Source organism: Variovorax brevis (assembly GCF_030317105.1).
GTDB lineage: Bacteria > Pseudomonadota > Gammaproteobacteria > Burkholderiales > Burkholderiaceae_C > Variovorax > Variovorax brevis.
Map to the genome: position 1 here is coordinate 71,174 of NZ_JASZYG010000015.1, position 23,446 is coordinate 94,619.

Annotated in this window: 17 protein-coding genes and 1 pseudogene; 3 read left to right on the forward strand and 15 right to left on the reverse strand. The window is 65.9% G+C overall.

The window, feature by feature from the left end; all coding sequences use genetic code 11:
• Positions 1-63: 63 nt before the first annotated feature.
• Together QTI66_RS31350 and QTI66_RS31355 are read left to right on the forward strand one after the other, a co-directional pair.
• Positions 64-1,839, forward strand: a complete 1,776-nt coding sequence (locus tag QTI66_RS31350; protein WP_286564250.1) for a winged helix-turn-helix domain-containing tetratricopeptide repeat protein — start codon at positions 64-66, stop codon at positions 1,837-1,839.
• Between the two features lie 654 nt (positions 1,840-2,493).
• Positions 2,494-5,250, forward strand: coding sequence for an adenylate/guanylate cyclase domain-containing protein (locus QTI66_RS31355; RefSeq protein ID WP_286564251.1), 2,757 nt, complete (start codon positions 2,494-2,496; stop codon positions 5,248-5,250).
• A 321-nt stretch (positions 5,251-5,571) separates the two neighbouring features.
• Here the strand turns inward: QTI66_RS31355 and QTI66_RS31360 are convergent, their stop codons facing one another.
• The 5 genes and pseudogenes from QTI66_RS31360 to QTI66_RS31380 form a co-directional block, all read right to left on the reverse strand.
• A complete protein-coding gene (locus QTI66_RS31360; protein ID WP_286564252.1) occupies positions 5,572-6,987 on the reverse strand; it encodes an efflux transporter outer membrane subunit in 1,416 nt (471 codons plus the stop codon).
• A 1-nt stretch (position 6,988) separates the two neighbouring features.
• On the reverse strand, positions 6,989-8,119 hold the full coding sequence (locus tag QTI66_RS31365) for an ABC transporter permease (RefSeq protein WP_286564253.1): 1,131 nt from the start codon (positions 8,117-8,119) through the stop codon (positions 6,989-6,991).
• A complete protein-coding gene (locus QTI66_RS31370; RefSeq protein WP_286564256.1) occupies positions 8,116-9,060 on the reverse strand; it encodes an ABC transporter ATP-binding protein in 945 nt (314 codons plus the stop codon). Before QTI66_RS31370 ends, QTI66_RS31365 begins: the two co-directional genes overlap by 4 nt.
• Positions 9,057-10,028, reverse strand: a pseudogene (locus tag QTI66_RS31375) (HlyD family secretion protein). The gene QTI66_RS31370 and the pseudogene QTI66_RS31375 overlap by 4 nt, the downstream one beginning before the upstream one ends.
• Positions 10,029-10,060: 32 nt before the next feature.
• The gene (locus QTI66_RS31380) at positions 10,061-10,792 is read right to left on the reverse strand and encodes an HXXEE domain-containing protein (protein ID WP_286564258.1); all 732 of its coding nucleotides are present in this window, start codon (positions 10,790-10,792) and stop codon (positions 10,061-10,063) included.
• A gap of 179 nt (positions 10,793-10,971) precedes the next feature.
• Here QTI66_RS31380 and QTI66_RS31385 point away from each other — a divergent pair, with 179 nt between their 5' ends.
• A complete protein-coding gene (locus QTI66_RS31385) occupies positions 10,972-11,637 on the forward strand; it encodes a TetR/AcrR family transcriptional regulator (RefSeq protein WP_286564260.1) in 666 nt (221 codons plus the stop codon).
• Positions 11,638-12,066: 429 nt separating this feature from the next.
• Here QTI66_RS31385 and QTI66_RS31390 read toward each other — a convergent pair whose 3' ends face one another.
• The 10 genes from QTI66_RS31390 to QTI66_RS31435 all read right to left on the reverse strand — a co-directional run bounded on the left by QTI66_RS31390 (position 12,067) and on the right by QTI66_RS31435 (position 23,434).
• Positions 12,067-12,966, reverse strand: coding sequence for a LysR family transcriptional regulator (locus QTI66_RS31390; protein WP_286564262.1), 900 nt, complete (start codon positions 12,964-12,966; stop codon positions 12,067-12,069).
• A 239-nt stretch (positions 12,967-13,205) separates the two neighbouring features.
• Positions 13,206-14,708 carry an NAD(P)/FAD-dependent oxidoreductase gene (locus tag QTI66_RS31395; protein WP_286564263.1) on the reverse strand — a complete coding sequence of 501 codons (1,503 nt, stop codon included), beginning with the start codon at positions 14,706-14,708 and terminating at the stop codon, positions 13,206-13,208.
• Between the two features lie 221 nt (positions 14,709-14,929).
• The gene (locus QTI66_RS31400; RefSeq protein ID WP_286564266.1) at positions 14,930-15,988 is read right to left on the reverse strand and encodes an SMP-30/gluconolactonase/LRE family protein; all 1,059 of its coding nucleotides are present in this window, start codon (positions 15,986-15,988) and stop codon (positions 14,930-14,932) included.
• A 112-nt stretch (positions 15,989-16,100) separates the two neighbouring features.
• Complete coding sequence (locus tag QTI66_RS31405) at positions 16,101-17,261, reverse strand: acyl-CoA dehydrogenase family protein (RefSeq protein ID WP_286564267.1); 1,161 nt, start codon at positions 17,259-17,261, stop codon at positions 16,101-16,103.
• On the reverse strand, positions 17,258-19,066 hold the full coding sequence (locus QTI66_RS31410; protein ID WP_286564268.1) for an acyclic terpene utilization AtuA family protein: 1,809 nt from the start codon (positions 19,064-19,066) through the stop codon (positions 17,258-17,260). Before QTI66_RS31410 ends, QTI66_RS31405 begins: the two co-directional genes overlap by 4 nt.
• Positions 19,067-19,142: 76 nt before the next feature.
• Positions 19,143-19,907: an enoyl-CoA hydratase-related protein gene (locus QTI66_RS31415; protein ID WP_286564269.1), complete on the reverse strand. Its 765-nt coding sequence runs from the start codon at positions 19,905-19,907 to the stop codon at positions 19,143-19,145.
• On the reverse strand, positions 19,904-21,151 hold the full coding sequence (locus QTI66_RS31420) for a CaiB/BaiF CoA transferase family protein (RefSeq protein ID WP_286564270.1): 1,248 nt from the start codon (positions 21,149-21,151) through the stop codon (positions 19,904-19,906). Before QTI66_RS31420 ends, QTI66_RS31415 begins: the two co-directional genes overlap by 4 nt.
• 23 nt (positions 21,152-21,174) lie before the next feature.
• The gene (locus QTI66_RS31425; RefSeq protein WP_286564272.1) at positions 21,175-21,729 is read right to left on the reverse strand and encodes a 2,4'-dihydroxyacetophenone dioxygenase family protein; all 555 of its coding nucleotides are present in this window, start codon (positions 21,727-21,729) and stop codon (positions 21,175-21,177) included.
• Positions 21,730-21,740: 11 nt separating this feature from the next.
• Positions 21,741-22,481, reverse strand: a complete 741-nt coding sequence (locus QTI66_RS31430) for a cupin domain-containing protein (RefSeq protein WP_286564273.1) — start codon at positions 22,479-22,481, stop codon at positions 21,741-21,743.
• Complete coding sequence (locus tag QTI66_RS31435; protein WP_286564274.1) at positions 22,481-23,434, reverse strand: Bug family tripartite tricarboxylate transporter substrate binding protein; 954 nt, start codon at positions 23,432-23,434, stop codon at positions 22,481-22,483. The genes QTI66_RS31430 and QTI66_RS31435 overlap by 1 nt, the downstream gene beginning before the upstream one ends.
• Between the last annotated feature and the right edge of the window lie 12 nt (positions 23,435-23,446).

Here is a 23,446-nt window from a genome sequence, read left to right on the forward strand (position 1 = left end):
CGACCCGTTGGCTGCGTCAGCAACGTACTCCCTGAAACGCAAGAAGCCTGAAGGTTTGGCCGAATGAACGACGAGCAATCGACGATCGATCGAGGATTGGCCCCCGCTGCCTCGCTCCCCGAGCCAATCCTGGAGGGCCACGCAAAGGTTTTCTTCGCCGACTTCGAGTTCGACCCGCGCCGCGACGAACTGCGGCGCCACGGCGTAGCGATCCCACTGCGGCCCAAGCCCCACGCCCTATTGCGCTACTTTTTGGTGCATCCGCAGCGGCTGATCGGCAAGAGCGAGCTCCTGTCGGCACTCTGGGGGACGGCCGTCGTGACCGACGACTCGCTGGTTCAATGCGTCGGCGAGTTGCGAGCCGGGCTCCGGGATCAGGCGCAAGTGCTGATCAAGACCTTGCCTCGGCGCGGGTACATGTTCGACGCCCCGGTCTCGATGGAGGCTCTGGGGGCGCCGGCGGCCGGGCCGGTGCAAGACGCGGCGGCCCCGCCTGCTCTGGCTGCTCGCCGGTGGTTGAGGCAGCCGGTCTGGATCGGCGCGCTCGTGGTACTGGGCCTGGCATTGGGCGGCGGCGGATCTCTCTACATGTACGCAAGCCATGCGCCCGTGGACATCGACAGGGAGATTCTGAAGCGCCAGGCCATCGGCGTGATTCCCTTCGCCGACCTGAGCGATTCCCCCTTGCCGCGCAGCCTGAGCGAAGGCCTGACCGACGAAGTCAGTGCCCAGATCGCAGGCGCACACCGACTGCTGGCGATCCGCGGCGCCTCGTCGATGCCGACTGGCGGCTCGCAGCCGGACATCTCCCGTTCGCTCGGCGAGGCGCAGGCGCGCTATCTGCTGACGGGCAGCATGGCGCGGCGCGGCGACGGGGTGGCTATCGATGCTCAACTCACGGCCGTCGCTGACGGGCAAGTGGTCTGGTCCGATCACTACGAATACAAGGACGCGGCCGACCCTGAGACCGGTCCCGACATGGCACGCCGCCTTGTCAGCGGCGTGCGCCTTCGACTGGCCGAGTTGAACAAGGCGCGTGTCAATGCAGCGGGCTACCGGCCCGACATGGTTGAGCTGGTCCTGGCCGGCTGGGACGACATCGACCGCCGCCAGACCCGGGAAGACGTGCGGCGGGGACGCCAGCGGTTCGAGGAGGCGCTCCAAGTGGATCCGCGCTCCGTTGTTGCGCTCACGGGTCTTGGCGCCGCGTTGATGTCGGAGCGCTTTGGGTATTCGGGCGAAACACCCCCCAAAGACATCGCCGAGTCGGAGCGGGTGGCGCAGCGCGCGATGCAGATCGCACCCAATGACGCGGTCGCACTCATCCTCTGGGGCAACGTGCTGCTGTTTCGCGGCCAGCCAGATCAAGCGCTGCCGGCCTTTGAAAAGGCCACCAGGATGGCACCGACCAATGCGAACGCATACATGCGCACAGCGTCCGTGCTCATGTTCCTGGGCCGACCGCGTGAAGCGCAAGACCGCATCGAAACCGCCATGAAGGTCGGCGCCCGCGACCCGCGCATCATGGCGGCCGGTTACTACAATGGTGCCCTCGCGGCGTTCATGCTGGGTGACGAAGATCGCGCGTACGCCCTGGCGCGACGAGTCGTCGTCGATCGCCCAACCTTCGGGCTGGCCTATGCGCTCATCGCAGCCATCGATGCTTTGCATGGCCGCCAGGCGCAAGCCGAAACGCAGATGGCGCAGCATCTCAAACTGATCCCGCACAGTACGGTGGAACGCTATCTCATAAACAACCCGACGCTCGAGCCAACCGCCATAGCGCGCCGCGATCGAATCGTCGATGGCATGCGCAAGGCTGGGCTGCCAGAAAGATGAGTTTTGTCGTTGGTCCGCCCAAGCGAGCCGGTTGCCGTGGGAACTGCGGAACTCAGGCGTTTGGCAGGCATCTGCTTCATTGCATGACAGCAAGGCGGTCTGCCCTCTAACCCGCGGGCTCGCGATCGGTCTCCTCTAGCCCAACAAATGACGTCCGAGACTAACTGTTTCGGCGCGCGAGTTGCAGCTTCAGACTGGGTGCTGTCCTTGAGTTTGTCCGGCGAACGACAGCGACCATCGAAAGATGCTTCGACGCCTTTCCTCGCGAATTACCGGTGTGCCTTGGAACTTGACCTTCGCCGTAATCGTTGAAGAATTCGGAGCCAAGGACAGCGCTCCGATCGCTGGCGGCTACGGACGACCAAGGCCTCTTCGCGCGCCAACGGCCGCTTCGAATTTCCGCGAAATGGTGTTCAGGGCCCAATCCGGTCAACCGAAGCGACGAATTCGCTGCCAGAAAGCGGTCCCTCAATGTCGGTCATCTTCCGGGATCATTCGAGCTGCCGAGCGGTGGACCAGTGGTTGGCCGAATCCCCACGCCTTGCCTTGGGAATTGCCGTCGTGGCGAGCGGTCCGTCGGCGCGCCGCTGGGATGAGTGACACGGATGCACGCGAACGCTACGATGCTGCTGCGAATACGGGCGGGGGTGCCTCGTGAACGATTCGGGCTTGCGGCATCGGTTGATGGCGATCCTGTGCGCCGACGCGTCGGGGTACTCGAGCCGGATGGCGCAGGACGAGTTCGCCACGGTGGCGCAGCTCGATGCGGCGCGCCAGGTCTTTCGCGAGTGCGTCGCCGAGCATGGCGGGCGCATCGTCGACACGGCCGGCGACTCGGTGCTGGCGGTGTTCGAGACAGCCGCCGGTGCAGTGGATGCGGCCGTGGCGGTGCAGCGACAGCTTGCGCACGCAGACGCTGGCCAACCCGAGGCTGCACATCTGCGCTTTCGCATCGGCGTGCATCTGGGCGACATCATCGAAAAGCCCGACGGCTCGGTCTACGGCCACGGGGTGAACGTGGCGGCGCGCCTGCAGGCGCTGGCGCTCGAAGGCGGCATCTCGGTCTCGGACTCGGTGCGCAACACGCTGGGCGAGCGGGCCGCTCATCGCTTCGTGGACCAGGGCGAGCATGCGGTGCGCAACTTCGCGCAGCCGCTGCATGCGTATGCACTCCCCATCGAAGGGGCGGCGGTGTCGGACTCAAGAACAGCGAGGGAGCTGCCTCACCCGGCAACTCCACCGGCCCAGGCCTTGGGCAATCTGCCTGCGCAGCTGCCACCGCTCTATGGACGCGCGGAGGACGTCGCGGCGCTGGCCCGGCTACTGGAGCTTCAACGCGTGGTGAGCGTGGTGGGCCCTGGAGGTATCGGCAAAACCCGGGCGGCGCAGGCGGTAGCCCACGCCGTGCGCAGCCTCTATTCGGACGGCATCTGGATCGTAGAACTGGCTCCGTTGACAGATGCGCAGTTGGTGGTGCCCACGGTGGCGCGGGTGCTCGGGCACCCCATGGCCGTGAAGGAGACCGCGCTCGCGTCCCTGGTGCAGCTGCTCAGCGACCAGCGCTTGCTGCTGGTGCTGGACAACTGCGAGCACCTGCTTGAAGCGGTGGCCGAGCTGGCCGCGCAGGTCGCGGCGGGCGCCCCCGGCGTGCGGCTGCTCATCACGAGCCAGGAACCGCTGCACGTAGCCCAAGAGCAGATCAGCCGGCTCAATGCGCTGGCGGTGCCCCCGAGCGGGGACGCGGGCGAAGCTCTCAATTACGGTGCAGTGCAGCTGTTCGTCGCGCGCGCGCAGGCCGTCGATTCAAGCTTCGCCGTGGACCCTGGGAACATGGACGACGTGGTCGAGATCTGCCGGCGGCTCGATGGGATGGCACTCGCGATCGAGTTGGCCGCGGCGCGGGTGTCGCTGCTGGGAGTGCGCGGGGTGCGCCAGCGGCTTGACGAGCGCTTGAAGATGCTGGCGGCGGGCAGCCGTACAGCGCTGCCGCGGCATCAGACGCTGCGCGCGGCGCTGCAGTGGAGCCACGGGCTGCTGACGGCAGCGGAGCAGACGGTGTTCGATCGGCTCGGCGTGTTCAAGGGCACGTTCTCACTGGAGGCTGCGCAGCTCGTGGCGGCCGACGAGGCGATCGATACGTGGGCGGTGCTCGATCACCTGGCCTCCCTGGTGGACAAGTCGCTAGTCCTGGTCGAGGGCGGGGAGACAAAGCGCTATCGGCTGCTCGAGAGCAGCCGGGCTTTTGCGCTGGAGCGGCTGGCCGCCGCAGGATCGCTTGAAGCGATCCACAGGCGCCATGCGCAGGCGATGGCCGACACCTTGACCGGAAACGATCCCTTTGAGGAGCCGCTGGCGCGGATGCGTCGCATCGCGCCGGATCTGGACAATGTGCGCGCGGCCGCAAGCTGGGCGATGGGACCCGGCGGCGATCGCCAGATCGCGGTGGCGCTCGCCGCTGCCACCGACCGACTTTGGGATGCTCACGGCTGCAACGACGAAGGTGCACGCCTATACCGGGCCATCGAACCATGGGTGGACGAAGCGACGCCGCCTCGACTGGCGGCGCGGTTCTGGTTTGCTGTCGCGGACCTGCGAATACAGACCGACACGAAGCGTCAGTCCGAGGCGGGACTTAGGGCCGCCGAACTGTTTCACAGCCTGGGCGATCAATTCTGGATATTCAGATCGTTGACATCAACTGCGCTCTCATTTGCATTCCTGGGCGACGGTGTTGCGGCGGAAAGAGCGCTGACTGAGATGGAGGCGCTGCTTGACCCGGCTTGGCCGTCGTGGCTGCAAATTGCCATCCCCTATTGCAGGGCACGCTGCGAATACCATGTTGAGCGCAGGCCTGAGGAGGCACGAAAACTCGTTAACGCTGTCCAGCAGAGCCATCGAGGGGACAGCTTTTTCAGGGACGGGTGTGAAAGCCTGCTTGTACTTTGCGACCTGGCGGCGGGCGACTTTGCGTCCGCATTACATCGATGTGACGATCTTCTTAGCGGGTCAAGGGTGATCGAAAACAACTTCTTCCGCGCATACATCCTCGCTTGGCGCAGTATGGCGCTCGTTGGTCTCGGCAATATTGAAGCTGCTGAGATCTCGTTGCGGACCGCGACAAGCACTATTACGCACGCGACAGGTCCGGTTGTCTGGGTGTTCTGCTACATCGCGCATCTGCTCGCGCATCAGGGCAAGCTCGGCGAAGCAGCGAGGACGGTTGCCTACATTGACAACCGCTTGGGTTGCGACCACGAGCATTTGCCCCTGGTAGCAGAGCGCTGCTACGAAGAAGCACTTGCCATCGTCAAGACGGGTGTCGACACCGGGGCGCTCGGTCGCCTTCGCAACGAGGGTTCCCGGCTCAGCGCGGCGGAAGTGATCGCCATGGCCTTCCCGGCCCGGACTTAGCGACACCAACAGCGACTTTGCGCACCGTCGGTAAGCGGCCAGTCGCGAATGACTCGTCATGGCCGAGACTGACCGTCCGCCAAACACGCTGATAGCAGCCGTTGGCCAGTAGCGCGAGCATGTGAAGGTCAGCTACCGATCGCGGCCGCGAACTGGTACTCGCGGCCATCACCGGTCGGTCGATGGCAGTCCCCGATAGCGGGCCCCCGGCGCCACTCCCGACCCGTTGCAGTCTTTCAGTCTTTCAGCATCAAGGAAAGCTGACCTACGGCAACGACGGCCATGTGCTGCCCGTTTGCCGAAAGGCCGCCATTGGGAATTTCACCTCGCCTCCTGCCACCAACCGCCACCCAGCGCCTGCAGCAACGCGGCAGAGTGCACGTAGCGATCGGCCGCGGCCTGGGTCTGTTCGAGCAGCGAGCGATGGTAGTGACGCGTTGCTTCGAGCATCGCGGCTTCACTGACCCCGCCCGCCCTCAGCCGCTTGGCATTGATGTCGCGGTAACCGCGGGCCCGATCCACGGCGACGTTACGCTCCCTGAGTCTGGCGGCATCGGCTTCCAGCGCGCGCAGCGCGTCCGCCACGTTCTGGAATCCCTGCAGCACCGCTTCCTGGTACGCCGCGCCCGCTTGTTCGTAGGCCGCCACGGCAGAGCGCCTGCGCGCCTGCAACTCGCCGCCCCGAAAAAGCGGCTGCGTCAGCGAAGCACCGAGGAAGTAGAAACCTGCGCCCCCACCGAACAGACCGTTCGTGTTGGTACTGAGGTTGCCCAACTGAGCCGACAGCGTGAGCTGCGGATAAAGGTTCGCGGTGGCGACACCCACCTGCGCACCCGCGCGCGCCAGAACGGCCTCGGCCGCGCGAATGTCGGGTCGCTGACGTGCGAGCTTCGACGGCAGGCTGAGCGGCAGTTCGGCTGGCAGTTGCAGTTCGGCAAGACGGAACTCAGGCAGGTCCGACGCGCCGGGCGGCAGGCCGACGTACACCGCAAGCCTGTGCCGCAGCCTTTCGACATCGCGCCGCAGGTCAGGCAGCAACGCGCGTGCCTGCGCCAGTTCGCGCTGCTGCGCGACCACGTCAATGGCTGCCACGCCGCCGAGCGTCTGCATGCGTTCGGCAATCGCCAGTTGACGAACTTGCAGCGCAAGCATCTCTTCGCTCTGCGCGATCTGCTCGCGCATTGCCGCTTCCCGCAGTGCAGTGGTGACGACATTGCCCGCCAGCATCAGGCGGGCCGCTTCGAGTTCGTAGCTCTGGTGATCGACCTCGGCGCGCAAGCCTGTGAGTTCGCTGCGCGTGCCGCCAGCAAAGTCGAAGGTGTAGGAGACGCTGACCGAGGCGAGATAGAGGTCCAGCGGCATCGGCACCGGCAGTGCCGACACGCCGAGCGACTGCGGCTCGACATCGACGCGGTTCGCGGAGAGCTTGGCGTCGACCCTTGGCCATTGCGCCGCGCCGCTGCGCGCACTCAGTTCTTCCTCTGCCTGGCGAAGCTTCGCCTGCGCCCGTGCGAGCGTCGGGCTGTTGTCGAGCGCGCGGCGCACCAGGGCGTCGAGCGTGGGCGAGCGGAACAGCGTCCACCATTGCGCCGGAATGTCCTTGCCCAACGCCAACCGGTCCTCAACCACCGCGCTCGTCGTGTATTGCTCCACCATTGGCACCTCGGGCGGGCGAAGCGGGTCACTGCTGCACCCTGCAATGGCTACCACCGACAGAGAGCAAAGAACACGCCGCATGCTAGTCCAGTGTCTTGCGATAGAACAACATTGCGATGCTCATCATCACGAAGGTGAACACCGCCAGCGGCCAGATGTTGGGCCACAGGTCGAGCCATTCGTTGCCCTTCAGCAGGATGCCGCGCACCAGGCGGTTGAAGTAGGTCGCCGGCAAGACGTTGCCGATCCACTGCGCCCACACCGGCATGCCACGAAAGGGAAACATGAAGCCCGACAACAGCATCGTCGGCAGGAAGAAAAAGAAGGTCAGCTGCATCGCCTGTAACTGGTTCTGCGCGATCGACGAAATCGTGATGCCGACTGTGAGGTTGGCAGCGATGAACAGCAGGGACACCGCGTAGAGCGCGACCGCGCTGCCCACGAAAGGCACGCCAAACAGGTACAACGCCGCCAGCAGGATGATGGTCGCCTGCACCAGCCCAATGAAGACGTAGGGCACGATCTTGCCGGTCATCACCTCCAGCGGCTGCGCCGGCATGGCGAGCAGGTTTTCCATCGTGCCCCGTTCGCGCTCGCGGGTCATCGCCAGCCCGGTCATCATCACCATCGTCATGGTCAGGATGACGCCCATCAATCCCGGCACGACGTTCTGCTGGGCGATGCCTTCGGGGTTGTATAGCCTTTGCACGCGCACCTCGAACGCCGCCGGCGCGCCGGCCAGCGGTGCCAGTGCGCCGGTGAGATCTCTCTTGGCGACCACTGCCGCCAGTTGGCTCAGCGACGCCAGCGCAGCACCCGTGGCCGCCGGGTCGGTGGCATCGGCCTCGACCAGCATCGCCGGGCGTTCTCCGCGCAGCAGGCGGCGAGTGAAGTCGGTCGGGAAGTTGACCACGAACTGGACATCGCCACGTGCCAGTGCCGCGTGTGCGGCGGCCTCGTTCGGCATCTCGTCGACCAACTCGAAGTAGCCGCTGGTCTTCATCGCCGCGAGGTAGCTGCGCGTGAACTCGCTGCGGTCCGCCATCACGACGGCGGTCGGCAGGTGCTTCGGGTCGGTGTTGATGGCATAGCCGAAGAGCACGATCTGGATGATCGGGATGCCCAGCACCATTCCGAAGGTGATGCGGTCGCGCTTGAGTTGCAGGAATTCTTTCTGCACGATGCCCCACCAGCGCGTCACGGAAAAGCTCACGATTTGGGCCCGAAGTTGTCGACCGATTGCTCGGTGAGGTGGATGAACACGTCTTCGAGTCCTGTTGCCGAAGGCTGCGCACGGCTGTCAGTGCCGCCGACGGCTTCGCGCAATGCAGCCTCCAGCGCTACAGGGTCGCGGCCGGTCACGTGCAGCGCGGAGCCGAAGGCTGCCACCTGCTCGACCCCGGGCCTGCCGCGTAGATGTTCTGCGACCGTGGTCAGGTCGCCGCCGGTCACTTCCCAAGTGGTGAGCTTCTGGCTGGCGATGATCTCTTCGGCGGTGCCCTGCGTCATCAGCCTGCCATATGCGATGTAAGCCAGCTTGTGGCAGCGTTCGGCCTCGTCCATGTAGTGCGTGCTTACCAGCACCGAGATGCCGCGTGCCGCGAGGGCGTGCAACTCTTCCCAGAAGTCGCGGCGCGCGCCGGGGTCGACGCCAGCGGTCGGCTCGTCGAGCAGCAGCAGTTCGGGCTGATGCAGCATGCAGGCGGCAAGTGCCATGCGTTGCTTCCAACCGCCGGACAACGACCCGGCGAGCTGCGCGGCGCGGCCGCCGAGACCGAGGCCGTCGATCGCCCGATCGACCACCGCGTTGCGCTGCGGCATGCCATACATGCGCGCGACGAAGTCGAGGTTCTCGCGTATCGAGAGGTCTTCCCAGAACGAAAAGCGCTGCGTCATGTAGCCGACCCGTCGCTTGATCTCGGCGCTCTGCTTGACGATGTCGTAGCCGAGGCAGGTGCCGGAGCCGGAATCCGGCGTCAGTAGCCCGCACATGATGCGGATCGATGTCGTCTTGCCGCTGCCGTTGGGGCCCAGGAAGCCGAAGATCTCGCCGCGCCCGACCTGCATCGACAAGTCGTTGACGACATGCTTGTTGCCGAAGCGCTTGTTCAGCCCATGTACGTCGATGGCCAAGGGAGCGGTCGTCTCGCTCATTGCAACGTCACCGCCACTGGTTGTCCGGGACGCAGCCGCGCCGCATTCTCGGGCGAGGGCCGTGCTTCGACGAGGAACACCAGCTTGGCGCGCGTCTCGTTGCTGTAGATGATCGGTGGCGTGAACTCCGGCTCGTTCGAGACGTAGCTGATGACGGCAGGGACACCGGTGCCGCAGCCGTCGCAGCCGACGTTGACGCTGCGGCCCGGTTTGATGTCGCCGGCCGCTGCTTCCGGAACGAAGAAGCGAAGCTTCACGTTGCCGGGAGGCAGCAGCCGTACCACCGGGCTGCCGGCGGCTACCCACTCGCCTGGACGATACAGCGTGTCGGATACCAGCGCAGCCTGGCCAGCCGCAGGCTGCTTCTGCTCCAGCCGCCAAGCTGCCTGGCTCTGCGCGGCGCGCGTCGCTGCAACCTGGGCACTCTGGGCGCGGATCAGATCTTCGCGCGCTGGCAGGCGCGTCACGTCGAGTTGTCCCTCGAGTTCCCGCACCCGCGCGGCCTTGATCGCCTCGTTGGCGCGGGAATCCTCGAGCTGGCCTCTTGCGATGCCGCCGGCATCGAATTGCCCCTAGTCGCGCTTGCGTTGCAGCGTCGCCTGTTGCAGTGCGACCTTGGCTTGCGCGAGTTGCGCCTGCGTGACCGCCACTTCGGGCTTGCGGCGCCCCGTCTTGAGGTCGGCAAGCTGCGCCTGCGCCGCATTGAACTGCTCGTCAGCCTGCTGCTTTGCCGCGACTTCCTGTTCCGCTTCAAGGCTGAACAGCGGAGCCTTCGCTTCGACTGTCTGCCCCCGCTGGACCGAGAGCTTGTCGAGCCGGCCGGCAACTGGTGACGCGACGTTTACGTATTCGCCTTCGACGTACCCCTGATAGGCGGAAGGCTTGCTGTCAGAGCAGCCAGCAAGCAGCGATGCACTGAGCGGCGCAAGGCAGACCATGTTGTACCAACGGCGACGAGAAGGCATCATGATGACTTGAGGAGCGGTCGCACTGATCGCGTCTATCGGATCGGAACTGGCCTCAACAACTCAGGCTTGAAGAACCGGCTCGCGATGGCCGCCAAGATGATCGGAGCGAAACCGATCACGGCGGCAAAGACCAGCAGGCCTGCACTGCCGAACAGCCCGGCCTTGAAAAGTCCGTAGCCCATGAACAGCAAGACATGAGTGACGGCTCCGCAGGCGTATGCCACACCGACAACTTTGCCGCTGTACGGCCCGCGAATCGCGCTTGCGTAAATGACCAAAATGGACAACGGCACAAACAAGAGAGCGGCGCTCCATAACCCCGTGTTGTAAGCACCCGCCGCGATGCCCCCAAAGGTGTGCACAAGTCCGTTTGCAAACAGCAGTCCCCAGAAGCTGAGTCCGATGAGGACGTTGCGTCGGAAGAGGTAGGCAGCCAGCGGCGCGCCAAACCACATCAGAGCGATGTTCACCACGGGGTAGAAGGCCAGCGGAATCGGGCAGTCCGGATACGGCGGAAAGCCAATCTTCTCGCAGATCATTTCCTGGATTGAGTAGTCGAGGCCAATCGTCGGCAGGCTGTATTCCTCGAATTGATGTATCCAGTACAGCGGCACCGCGAGCCACGCGAGCCACTCCGGATCGCGCCAGCGCGATACCGTTGGGCTGCCGCGAAATGTGTCCGTCATCAGCAGGATGGCGATCATCACGATCGCTCCACCAATCCCTATGAACGGCCAAACGGTATAGAACCAGTGCGTTTGCATAGCCCTCTCCCGATGACAATGATGGCGATCAGAAAGTTCGGAACGGGCGCAAGTTTGAATCCGGTTCAATCTAGCGTCAACCGTTTTCGCTGCCCGCGCAACATCTTTCAATCCACGACGCGATGACCAAAGTCCGAAGTAGACGCCGTACGGATGGGCAAGCGACCCGCGAGCGCATATTGGAAGCAGCAGGTGAACTCTTCGCCGCCGACGGATACGCCCAGACCACCGCCAAAGCGATCGCAGACCGCGCCGGGGTGAGCTTGACCCTGATCAACTACCACTTCGACGGTCGTGAAGGGCTCTACCGAGCCGTGTTGGTTGAGGCCCATCGACGCCTCGCCAAGCTGTCCGATATGCGCGACCTTGCCGAAAGCGAGCTGCCCGCTACCGCGAAACTGCGCGTGCTGATTTACGGGCTGGTACGACCTGCAACGAAGCGCCAACCGGGGTGGCACATCAATGTGCTGGCCAAGGAGATCTTTGCGCCTTCCGCGCACTTCCCCTTTCTGTTTGAGGCCGAGGTGCCTGCCAAACTGGCGATCATCAAGCAGATCCTCAGCGACATCACGGCGATCCCCGCCGAAGACCCGGCACTGGTGCGTTGCGTCATCAGTGTGTTGGCGCCGTGCTCGATGCTGCTGGTCGCTGCACGGGGCGCGCCCGGCCCGCTGGACGAAGTTCGTCGGATGCCTCGCGCAGCCATCATCACCCATCTGCACACATACGCCCTTGCCGGACTAGAGGCAATTAGTCGCGAGCATGGCCGTCGCACGCCCAAAGTCGAATCGAGCCGGAACACCAAAGCGAGGGGGCAGGCCCGACCGGCTAAATCCAAGAACTGATGGCAAGTCGCTGGCGGCGTGAGCACCATTGCTTGTCGGTGTGTGCGCCTAAGGCAGGTTTATGGCTTCGGGTCAAAGAGCCAGTTCTGGCCGCCGATGATTTATGAACGCGTCCGGTTCGTTGGAACCTGACCGACGGCATCGGGCCCATTGCCGCTGTACATAGTGCGGCACCGGAGGGCAGCAATGCAGGGGAGAAGCGGTCGGTGGGCGTACCTCAGCGTCTTGATACTCCATGCAGCCAACTGTCGCAGCGAACCCTTCAGCGTCGTCTTGGGGACGCGGCCGCGACCTCCCACAGCGTTCAAATCATCACCGACGGGCACCAAGCCCAATTGCACGAAGAGAGTCGGAGCCTGAGGCTGCACTGCGGTTGCGAGCGCCAAGCAGTGCGACGCAAACATCGGCATCAAGATGCGACTGCCCGCATCACCGCGACAGGCCACCGATCGAGCCCGTCGATTCTTCCAGGAACTCAAGCATCGCGCGCATCGCAGCACTGTTATGACGACGCTGCGAATATGCCGCGTAGAGCCAATGATCGCGCCGCGTGTGCTCACGCAGCACCGCTACCAGCGCGCCGCGCTCCAGATGCGGCTGCGCCAGCGGCTCGGGCACCGAGGCCACGCCTGCACCCCGCAGCGCCAGTTCGATCAGCGCGACCGCATCGTTTGCCTCCATGCGGCTGCGCACCGGCACTTCGTACTGCCTACCCTCGGTCTCGAAGGGCAGATGTGTGGTGGGCATGGCCGCGTAGCTCAGCACGTCGTGTCGGCCCAAATCCACCGGCGCTTGTGGGATGCCGCGCTTGGCCCAGTAGGCCGGCGAGGCGCAGACCACCAGGTCGAACTGAACAAGCCGCCGCACAATCAGGTTCATGTCGTCGATTCGCCCGCCGGTCAGGTGGATGTCGATGCCTTCGGCGACTAGATCAATGGCGTCACTGGTAAACACCAGGCTCACATACACGTCCGGGTAGCGCGTCATGAACGCGGCGATCACGTCCGGGAGCCAGCCCGCGATCATGCCGTGCGGCGCGCCTATGCGCAGCCGTCCGCGGGGCTGTACGCCGTGAGCCTGGAGGTCGTGGAGCGTTGACTCAGCCATGGCCACCAGCTGTGCGCTGCGTTCCATCAGGACCTCGCCGGCGTCGGTCAGGCTGAGCGAGCGTGTAGAGCGATTGAGCAGGCGCACACCACTGCGCTCCTCAAGTTCGGCCACGTAGCGGCTCACGGTGGCCTTCGACGTGCCAAGCGACATGGCGGCGCGGGAGAAGCTGCGCCTGAATGCCACTTCGCGAAACGTTTTGATGAGGTCAAGTCCGTCCATGGCAAACCATCAGGCCTTGGCCTTGGCATTCGCCACAGGCAGAGTCGCTGCGAACATCCTCGGGGGCGCGCACGATGCACCTACGTCTATGCGCGCACCTTCATCGGACGCGATTTGGATGCCGGCCGCGAAGCGCGCGCGTTCGCATGAACACGCCGAGCACCGGTGACATGCACAACAGCCGTCCGCCCAGCCCGTCGGCCAGCAGCCTGGCCGGCCCCGATGCCGACGACGTCGCTTCATGTTTGCGGCATCCGTTCGGCGGATTCCACAGCGCTGGCGCTGTCCATCAGTTCCTGGATGCGGCCGACGCGCACGCTATCGATGGTTAGCAGTTGCACCGTGTCTCGCGCAAAGCAGATGTCGAGCATCCACTGCAGGAAGACGCGCACCTTCCGGTCCACGCGCGGCAGCATGCACAAGTAGGCGCCACGCCACATCAGCCAGGCGATGAAGCCGGAGAACTTCCTGCCAAACAGCGTGGCGACGGCATGCCGGTGGCCGATCGCGGCGAACTGACCGATCATCGTGTAGCGGAACGGCCGGATCTGCGCGGGCTGTCGGCGCACGGTCGCCGCGATGTTGCGAGCCGCCTGCACGCCCTGACGCATCGCATGCTGCGCGGTGGTGGGGTAAGGCTTCCCCGAAGGTGCGGGCACAGCGGCGCAATCGCCGCATGCCCACACGCTCTCGTGGCCGGGAACTGCCATGGTTTCATCGACCACGATGCGGCCGCGCTCCTTCGCAAGCGCCAGCGATTCGATCAGCGGCGAGGGCGCGACGCCAGCAGTCCAGATCAGTGTGCGCGCGTGCAGCGGCAAGGGTGTCGCCGAATCGCCGGTGGGTTCAAAAACAAGGCGAAGCCCGTCGAAAGCCGCCACCTTCGTGTGAAGGCGCACGTCGATGCCCGCATCGCGCAGCTTGGACGCGGTGTATTCGCCAAGCGCGGGCTCGAATTCGGGCAGCAGCCGGTCGTTCGGCTCGATGAGGACAAGCGTCGGCGGTTCAGCGGAGGCTTTGCGGTAGCGGCGGCCAATCTGGCGCAGGAAGTCATTGATGGCCCCAATCGTCTCGACGCCGGAAAATCCGCCGCCCGCGACGGCGATCGTGAGCAACGCCCGCCGCCGCGCCGGGTCATCCTCGATCTCCGCGCGCTCCAGCAGGCCGATCAGCCAGTTGCGCAGCACGACCGCATCGTGGATCGTCTTCATGCCGTGGATCTGCGGGCGCAGACCGGGCGGAAAACGCGTCTGGGAGCCGGCCGCGACCAGCAGGTGATCAAAGACGATCGTGCGCTCACGGCCATCGGGGCCATAGGCCACGGTCAGGGTCCGTGCCGCGAAGTCCACCGCCGTGGTCTTTGCCTGGAGGAACTCGACGCGGCGCAGGGTCTCTCTGATGGGCACGACGATCGAGGCGGGATCCAGGCTGCCCGACGCGACCTCGTGCAGCATTGGCGTGAATAGAAGGAAATTCTGCGGGTCGACGAGCAGCACTTCCACGCCCGCTTCGCGCGCCACCGTGCGCTCGAGCTCGAGCGCGGCATAGAGGCCCGCGAACCCGGCCCCCAGGATCACGATGCGCTGGGGCTTGACGAGCTTGCTGACTGCTCCGTCGCCGTGGCCCTTGCCGGATTTGCTGCTGTGGTGGTTCGATGTGTCTACTGGGGTGAGCGCCATGTGCTGTTCCTTGCCGAGGTTGAAGATCGAGTCGATCGGCAGGGACGCGTCCTCCCGCCCCATCGATCTCTCCCGGTCAAGCTTAGGATTCGACAGCCGGCGAGTCGTCAGCCAACGGTCGCCATTCGGTCGGTGTTCGGTTGCTCACCCGCCATCGGCGCCTGCGCCCCCTCGAGCGTGTACCAAGGCGGGCGGAAACACGTCAGCACCGCTCAGACTCAGCGCGAAGTCACTGATTCACCACGGCCATCGTGTTTGGCGTACGCCCGATCGAGGTCCAGACCTCAAGGGATCCGCTTCTTGATTTTGGAGATCGTGTGGACCTTCACCTGCTGGGCCCAGGATCCATCGACGGTCTGCAGGTTCTTGCCCACGAGATGCGCCATCCCGAGTTCTTCGCCAAGCTGCGAAAGGGCCGTGCCGACATCGAGAGACAGGTTGGTGACAAGCACGTCGTCACCGTGGAAGACCAGGCTGTTCGACCAGAGAAATCCGATGGGAGCACCGTTGCGATCGATTCCTCCGAAGTCGCCGAGCTTGGCGATCACCTGTCCGTGTTTCGGCTCGAGCACGAGAATCTCGTTGGACTGGTTGCATGCGACCCAGAGGTTGTCGTGTTCGTCGATGATGATCCCGTCGGGCCCGCCGCCGACGCGGTTGACGAAGACTTCAGGCGTGCCGGGCTCGAGCGCGGGTCCCGTCACCGGAATCTTGATGATCGTATCGTTGGCCGTATTGGCAACGAACAGTGTCGTCTTCTTCTTGTTGAAGGCCAGGCCATTGGCGCCGATGCCCGGGGGAATTCTCGCCGGCTTGAGCAGGGGGCTCGTGACCCACGCCGACCCTTCGCCGCCACCCGGTCCGACTCTCCAGATGATGCCCTGGTGCGCGTCGCTCACGTAAACGTTTCCGGCGGGGTCGAAAGTCAGCCCGTCGAGGCCGGGGTTCTTGCCCGTGACCGTCATGAAGACCGATGAGGCGCCTGTCTGGGGATCGACGCTCAGGACTTTCCCGTCCTTGTAGTCGACCACCAGCAACTGACCCGTCCCGGGATGAAAGCCGAGGTCGAGCAACAATCTGCTCGAACCCTTGATCGCGACAGTGCGCAGGGGTCTGCCCTGCGGGTCGAACACGAACAGCGTTCCCTCACTCGTTCCGGGTTTGTTCGACGCCACGGTGACGACGTACACGTTGCCGTCGCGGTCGACGGTGATCCCCTCTGGATGCGCCTCACCCGGGGGTAACGTGGCGAATGATTCGACCTTGCCGCGCTCCCAGGCGTTCGTGGCGAGCGGCGCTGCGAGGGAAGCGAGCAATAACAGCGTCGCCTTGATCTTGTTCATCCTCATGTCTCACTCTCCCATAGCGGGTTGATGGATCGCCACCGATCTGGTGGGGGTCGCAGGGCGTTGCTTCAGCCGCGCCGTGAATGGGGTTTGTCTTGCATTGCCGGGGTCAATACGACTTCGGCAGGCCGAGCGCCTGCTCGGCGACGTAGCACAGCGCGAGCTCCTGCGTCACCGGCGCGAGCAGCGACAGCACGCTTTCGCGCAGCCCGCGCTCAACGTGGTACTCCCTGGCAAAGCCGAAGCCGCCGTGCGTGCGGACGGCGCGCAGCGCCGTCTCGTAGCCGGCCTCCGCCGCCAGGTACTTGGCCGCCGTCGCCTCGACGCCGCAGGGTTTGCCGGCGTCGTAGAGCGCGGCCGCCTTCCACATCAGCAGTTCGGCCGACTGCAGTCGCATCCAGCACTCCGCCAGCGGATGCTGGATCGCCTGGTTCTTGCCGATCGGCCGGCCGAACACGCTGCGTTCCCTGGCATAGTCGGCCGCGCGCTGCAGCGCCGTTTCGGCGGCACCGAGCGAAGCAGCGGCGACGAGGATGCGCTCCGGGTTCAGACCGTGCAGCAAGACCTTGAAGCCCCCGCCCTCCTCGCCGATGCGATCGTCGAGCGGGATCTCCAGCCCGTCGATGAACAGCTCGTTGGAGTCCACGGCATGGCGCGCCATCTTTTCGATCTCGCGGATGTGCACATGCGAGCGGTCGAGATCGGTGTAGAACACCGTGAGGCCGTCCATTGGCCGCGCGCATTCCTCGATCGGCGTCGTGCGCGCCACGAGAAGGATCTTGTTGGCGTGCTGCGCTGTCGAAGTCCAGACCTTCTGGCCGTTGACGATGTAGCGGTCGCTTGCCCGGCGCGCAAAGGTCCTGATGCGCGTGGTGTCGGAGCCGACGTTGGGTTCGGTCACGCCGAAGCAGGTGCGATCCGAGCCGTCGATCAGCGGTGGCAGCATCCGACGCTTCTGCGCCTCGGTGCCGAACACGACCACCGGCTGCGGGCCGAACAGGTTCAGATGCACCGACGACACCGCCGCCGAGCCGAGCTTGCCGATGGTGCGCATCACCATCGCGGCCGCGGGGATCCCGAGGCCGGCGCCGCCGTGTTCCTTGGGCATGGTCACGCCGAACCAGCCGCCGCGCGCGATGGCGTCGCAGAACTCGGTGGGCCAGCGCCCGTCGCGGTCGCGCTCGAGCCAGTAAGCGGCGCCGAAATCGGTGCAGATGGCCTCGACGGCATCGCGGATGGCGAGCTGTTCGTCGGAGAAGTCGAAGTTCACGACGGCAAATCCTGCAACAAGCTCTCGGGCACCTCGACCGGCATGTCGAGCAGCATCTGGGCCATGCCCTTGCCCAGCGGGTCGTTGCGCAGTGACGCCATGCCGCCGCCGCCCAGCGCCCTCTCGCACACGAGGTTGATGGCATGGATGCCCGGTAACTCGTAGCGGCGCACCGGCCCCTGCACCAGATGGCCGAGGTACGCCTTCACGCGCTCGGGCGTCACCTGCTCTTGCAGCACGGGCAGCAGCGCCGGATGGCGCGCGATCAGGCCGATGTTGGACGTGTCGCCCTTGTCGCCGCTGCGCCCGAAGGCGATCCGCACGAGCGGCACGCTCTTTCCTGGGCCGGCGGGCAGAATGCCCTGCGAAGTCGCAAGCGGCTCGGGCGCGCGCTGGGGTTGCGGCGGCGGCAGCGTCACCGGGAAGGTCGTGTCACCCAGCGTGACCGTCGGCGTGACCTGCTCCTTCGCAATGAGCCAGGCGAACTGCCGCAGCACCGGCGACACCGGGGGACGGCCGCCCGCGCCTGTCGTGCCCGGCGACCACGATGTCCCCGGCGCGGCGAACTCGCGGCTGTACATCTGCAGCGCGCTGCGGTCGGAATGCGTGACGGTCAGGCGCAGGACGACTTCGCGCGTCGGCAACAGCCGGGCATGCGGCCCGTAGGCGGACTCGGTGCCGAGCAGCTCGATGTTCGTGGCCAGGAAGTCCGCGAACCCGCCCTCGTGCAGCAGCCGGCGGCCGCGCTCGAGCAGCGCCTCGCCGGTACGCCGGGCTTTGGCGGGGGCATCGATGCCGACGATGGTGAGCTGCGCGGACACCTTGAAGCCGGCCGGCAAGGTGGCGCTTACCTTGTACGTGCCGGTCGGCGAACGGCCGCGGGCACCGGTCACGAGCACGCGATCAGGCCCTGCGTTTTCGATGCGCACCTGGCGGAAGTCGCAGACCACATCCGGCAGCAGGTAGTTGGCCGGATCGCCGATCTCGTACAGCAGTTGCTCACCGATCGTCGCGGGTGTCACCAGCCCGCCCGTTTGCGGCGGTTTGGTGACGACGAAGCTGCCGTCCTCGCGGCATTCAACGATCGGATAGCCGATGTCGGCCCAGTCGGGGACCGAGGCCCAGTCGGTGTGCAAGCCCCCGGTGGCCTGGCAGCCGCATTCGATGATGTGGCCGGCGAGGCTGCCCGCGGCGAGCCGGTCGAAGTCGTCGGCCTCCCAGCCGAACTCGTGCATCAGCACACCGAGGGTGACCGCGCTGTCGACGCAGCGGCCGGTGACGACGATGTTCGCGCCCGCGTCCAGTGCCCGCGCGATGGGAAGCGCGCCCAGGTAGGCATTGGCCGTCACCAGCCGTTGCGGCATCGCTTCGCCGCTGGACATCTCGACGGTGCCGGCGTCGCGCATCGCGGCGGCGAGCGGGAGCACGTCGTCGCCTTCGACCACGGCAATACGCACCGTCACGCCGAGCTCGTCGGCCAGGGCCTGCACCGCCGCGGCGCAGCCCTTCGGGTTCACGCCGCCGGCGTTGCTGACAATGCGGATGCCCTTCTCAGCGGCCTGCCTCAGCACCGAGCGCAGCGCCACGGTCACGAAGTCCGTGGCGTAGCCTTCTTCCGGCTTCTTCATGCGCGCCCCGGCGAGGATCGACATCGTCAGCTCTGCAAGATAGTCGAACACCAGGTAGTCAATGCCGCCCGCGCGCACCAATTGCAGTGGGCCGAGGCTGCTGTCGCCCCAAAAGCCCGAGGCGCCGCCGATGCGCACGATCCTGCCCTCGGTTCGCGATTCCAGTTGTCGGTTCATTTCGGTTTCCTCTTGAATGCAGCGATGCCCTGGCGCGCGTCGTGCGTGTTCGCGTCCTTGCCGGACGTGGCGGCTTTCACTTGCCGGTCCATTGCGGTCTCCTCTTCTCCTTGAATGCAGCGATGCCCTCGCGCGCGTCCTGCGTCATCGCCAGCAGCCCGATCTGCCCTTCTCCGAACGCCATCGCCTCCTCGAAGGACATGGAGCCCATCGCCTTCATTGCATACAGACCGCGCCGCAGCGCCGTGGGCGAGTTGGACAGCAGCCGGGAGAGCAAGCGCTCCAGCGCCCCATCGACGTCTTGCGCCACCTCGTTCACCAGGCCGATTTCGCGTGCCCGCGCCGCGTCGATCGGGTCGCCCGTCAGGCACAGCTGCGCGAGGCAGCGCTGCGGGATCTGTGACTGCAGAACGGCCAGCACCTGCATCGGGAACACGCCGACCTTGGCCTCCGGCAAACCGAAGTTCGCGTGCGGCGCCGCGACAGCGAGATCGCACATCGCGAGCAGGCCCATGCCGCCGGCCATGCAGGCGCCGTTGACCCGCGCGATGAGCGGCACGGGCAGCGTGCGCGCCGTACGCAGCAGGTCCGCATAAGCGATGGTCGGCGTCGCGTGATCGAATGCGAAGGCATCGGCGCCCAAGTCGGCGCCGGCGCAGAACGCCTCCTCACCCGCGCCGGTGAGCACCACGGCGCGAACTGTCGGGTCGGACTTCACGCGCTGCAGGGCGTCCTGCAACGCGGCGATCACGTTCGCATTGAGCGCATTGCGGCGCTCAGGTCGGTCGATGGTGAGCATCAGCCGGCCGTCTTGCCGGCTTTCCTTGACGAATGTCGTCATGCCTCCACTCCCATTTCGCTCGCCGCCGTCGCCACTTGCGTCACGCCGCACTCGACCATCTCTCTGATCTGGTGCGGCGAATAGCCGGCCTCGGCCAGGATCTGCGCGCTGTGCTCGCCCACCAGCGGCGGCGGTCGTAGCGGCGGCAACGGCGTCTGCGGCCACTCGCTCGGCACCGCCATGGTCCGCAGCGTGCCCTCGGTCGGATGCTCGTACTGCTGGAAGAACCCGATGTCCTGCAGGTGCGGGTCGTCGATCAGCGACTCGAAGGTGTGCGCCGGCAGCACGGGGATGCCGAGCGGCTCGAGCAGTTCTCGCCATTCCCCGGTGGTTTTCGTGGCGAGCTGGTCGGCGAGGATCCCGTAGAGCGCCTCGACATGCTGTGTGCGCGATTCGCCGTCGGCGAACCGCGGATCGCTCTCGAAGCGCTCGGCCTCGCCGACCGTGCGCATGAAGGCCTTCCACTGCTCGTCGGTGTAGACGACGAGGCACACCAGGCCGTCCTGCGTGGCGTACGGCCGACGCTGCGGGTTGAGCAGTCGCGGATAGCCGAAGCCGCCGCGGGGTGGGACGAAGGTGTGGCCGTAGAGATGGTCGCCCAGCATCATCTGCGCGGTCGTCTCGAACATCGGCACGTCGACGGCCTGCCCTTGGCCCGTTCGTTCGCGCGCCAGCAGCGCCGCGCAGATCACGCCGAAGGCGTACAGGCCCGTCGCGCGGTCCGAGAGGTTGAGCGGCGCGTAGCGCGGCACGTCCGAGCCCGCCCGCACGCTGGCCTCGGGTATCGCGACGGCCGCCTGGATCAGGTCATCGAAGGCGCGCAGCGCCGCATAGCGGCCGCGCTGGCTGAAGCCGAAGGTGCCGACATAGACGATGCGCGGGTTCACCTGCCGCACCGCGTCGTAATCCAGCCCGAGACGCTTCATCGCCTGCGGCCGTACGTTGTACACCAGCGCGTCGGCCGTCTGCGCGAGCTTCAGTGCGGCTTGCTTCCCTTCAGGGCGCTTCAGGTCCAGCACGATGCTGCGCTTGTTGCGGTTCAGGTTGAGGAACAACGGGCCGGCGCCCGCGCGCCCGCCGGGGCCGGTGGCGCGCAGCATGTCGCCGCCGGGAGGTTCCACCTTGATCACATCGGCACCAAGGTCCGCCAGCATCTGGGTCGCCGAGGGCCCCATGACGACTTCGGTGATGTCGATGATGCGCAGGCCTGCGAGAGGCCCGACGTGGCTGGTGTCGTCGTTCATGCGGCCCGTGCTCCTCTTTGCGGTCAGGAACCGTTCACGACCGCGCCGTGGCCGCGGATGTAGCCGACCGGGCCGATCCCCTGCGCCGCAGCCATGGTTTCGGCCAGGTGCTGAACCAGGACCGCGTCGGTGAGCGAGTGGAACGTGCCGTCGTCGTTGAAGCTGACCTGCGCGCCTTCGAGCCAGGCGATGACCACCGTGTCCTCGGTGTTGTCCTCCGGGCAATAGAAGGTGTGCACCGAGCCGACCGGCTCGTACAGGTACGAGCCCGCCACCTGCGGCTGGTCGGGGTACTCGCGGTAGCACCAGCGGCCCGAGAGCGTGTACACCTGCGCCGCACCCGTGTGGTAGTGCAGCGGCAGAGCGCACCCGGGGGCACAAACGGCCATGAAGACCCACTCTCCGCGCTCCGGGTCCAGGCGCAGCGGCTTGATGTGGATGCCCGGGACACCGAGGATGTTCTTGAACAGCGGGATCTGTTCGATGTTGACGGTCAGCAGCCTGTCCTGCGGCATCGCTGGCAGCGGCAGCGGGGAGCCGGTGATGGTGGTGAGTTGAGTGGGCAGTCGTGCGGTCATGGGGGTACCTTTCAGTGTGAATGCGAGGACGGGAGCCGTCCCTTGATGAAGAAGCCGGACGCCCGCCGGCCCGTCGGGCAGCGCAGGGCCACGCCGGCCCCACACGGGAGAAACAGGAAGTCGCCGGGTGCGAGATGGAAGTCCATCTCGCCGGCGCGCGCATCGATGTGTCCGTCTTCGAGATAGAGCACCTGCTCGGCGTCCGGCCTCGGGGCGCACGACAGCGCGCTGCCCTCGGCCATGCGCAGGGGCTCGATCTCGACCCATTGCGCACCGACCGTATCGCGGTCGATGAGGGCACCGGTGGCTGCGATGGCATCGCCGGCTGCCAGCACGCGGACCTTGCCGCGCGCCGAGACCGCTGGGTCCGGTTCGGTGATCGTTTGCGCCGGGTTCTCGCCGTATGGCGGCGCATAGACGACGAGTACCCGCCCGGGCTGCTCGCTGGTCACGCGAAACGAATGGAACGCGCCTGCCGGCACATAGCTCCAGCTGCCGGGGGTCAGCGCTTCGACGCGCCCCTGCGCTTGCGACTCGGCGGTGCCTTCGATCATGTAGGCGCATTGCTCCAGGTGCGGATGCGCATGCGGCTTCGCGCCGTGCGACTTCACGATCGTGCCGATCAGCACTTCGAGCGCCGTCGCGCCGACGGTCTCGGGGCAAATCACGCGCACGTTGGAGGTGCCTGTATGGTTGGCCGGCGCATAGGCGGCCAGGTCGGCTGCCCTGACCAGGGTGGGGAGAGTCTTCATCACTTTTGCGTTCCTTCCGGTTGGATCCCTGCGGTTTTGACGGCGGCGGCCCACTTCGCCATTTCGGATGCGACGAATGCGCGCAGCTCCTCGGGTGTCGATCCATTGCTGCGGACGCCCGTCCTGGAAAACTCCTGACGCACCACCGGGTCAGCCAGGGCTGCGCGCAGCAGTTCACTCAGCCTGGCGACCGTTTCCTTTGGCGTCTTCGCTGGGACGAACGCCGCAGACCACACGGACATCTCGAAGTCCTTGAGCCCGCTTTCTTTCAACGTGGGCACCTCGCCCAGCAGTTGCTCGCGCGCAGTGCCCGAGCTGGCCAGCGCGCGGAGCTTGCCGCCCGTCACGAGCGGAAGCGCGGGGCCGATGTCGCAGAACATGAAGTCGACCTGACGCCCGATGAGGTCCGTGAGCGCCTGCGGCGTCCCCTTGTACGGCACGCCGAGCAGGTCAGCGCCCGTGGCCGTCTTGAGCAGTTCGCCCGCAATGCGGCTCGAGGAGTTGCCGTACGCGAAGCTCATCGGCTTGCCGCCGGCCCGCAGGTGCGTGAGGAGCCCGCGGATGTCGCGATGAGGGCTGTCGGCCGGCACCAGGAACAGCAGCCCGCTGCTGCCAAGCGTGCTGACTGGCTCGAAGTCCTTGACCGGGTCATAGGGCAGTTTTTTGAACAATGCCGGATTGGCAGCATGGGTGGTGTTGGAAGCCAGGAGCACCGTGTATCCGTCCGGTTCTGCCGCGGCCGCTGCCTGCGCCGCAATAAAACCGGAAGCGCCAGGTCGGTTGTCGACGAGGACGGGCTGACCTGTCTTTGCCGCCATCCATTGGCCCAGGGCACGCGCGGCCGCATCGGTGCCGCTGCCCGCCGGGAACGGCACGATGAACTTGACCGGCTTGGCCGGGTAAGGTGCGTCGGCCGCCATCACCTGCAGGGGGAGCAGGATGGCTGTCAGCATGACGATCGATTT

Bases quoted from the DNA above. Each gene is read 5' to 3' on its own strand.
- QTI66_RS31415 (WP_286564269.1), bottom strand. From the start codon at position 19,907: ATGACGACATTCGTCAAGGAAAGCCGGCAAGACGGCCGGCTGATGCTC.
- QTI66_RS31430 (WP_286564273.1), bottom strand. From the start codon at position 22,481: ATGAAGACTCTCCCCACCCTGGTCAGGGCAGCCGACCTGGCCGCCTAT.
- QTI66_RS31395 (WP_286564263.1), bottom strand. From the start codon at position 14,708: ATGGGGCGGGAGGACGCGTCCCTGCCGATCGACTCGATCTTCAACCTC.
- QTI66_RS31400 (WP_286564266.1), bottom strand. From the start codon at position 15,988: ATGAACAAGATCAAGGCGACGCTGTTATTGCTCGCTTCCCTCGCAGCG.
- QTI66_RS31390 (WP_286564262.1), bottom strand. From the start codon at position 12,966: ATGGACGGACTTGACCTCATCAAAACGTTTCGCGAAGTGGCATTCAGG.
- QTI66_RS31360 (WP_286564252.1), bottom strand. From the start codon at position 6,987: ATGCGGCGTGTTCTTTGCTCTCTGTCGGTGGTAGCCATTGCAGGGTGC.
- QTI66_RS31350 (WP_286564250.1), top strand. From the start codon at position 64: ATGAACGACGAGCAATCGACGATCGATCGAGGATTGGCCCCCGCTGCC.
- QTI66_RS31435 (WP_286564274.1), bottom strand. From the start codon at position 23,434: ATGCTGACAGCCATCCTGCTCCCCCTGCAGGTGATGGCGGCCGACGCA.
- QTI66_RS31425 (WP_286564272.1), bottom strand. From the start codon at position 21,729: ATGACCGCACGACTGCCCACTCAACTCACCACCATCACCGGCTCCCCG.
- QTI66_RS31420 (WP_286564270.1), bottom strand. From the start codon at position 21,151: ATGAACGACGACACCAGCCACGTCGGGCCTCTCGCAGGCCTGCGCATC.
- QTI66_RS31380 (WP_286564258.1), bottom strand. From the start codon at position 10,792: ATGCAAACGCACTGGTTCTATACCGTTTGGCCGTTCATAGGGATTGGT.
- QTI66_RS31370 (WP_286564256.1), bottom strand. From the start codon at position 9,060: ATGAGCGAGACGACCGCTCCCTTGGCCATCGACGTACATGGGCTGAAC.
- QTI66_RS31410 (WP_286564268.1), bottom strand. From the start codon at position 19,066: ATGAACCGACAACTGGAATCGCGAACCGAGGGCAGGATCGTGCGCATC.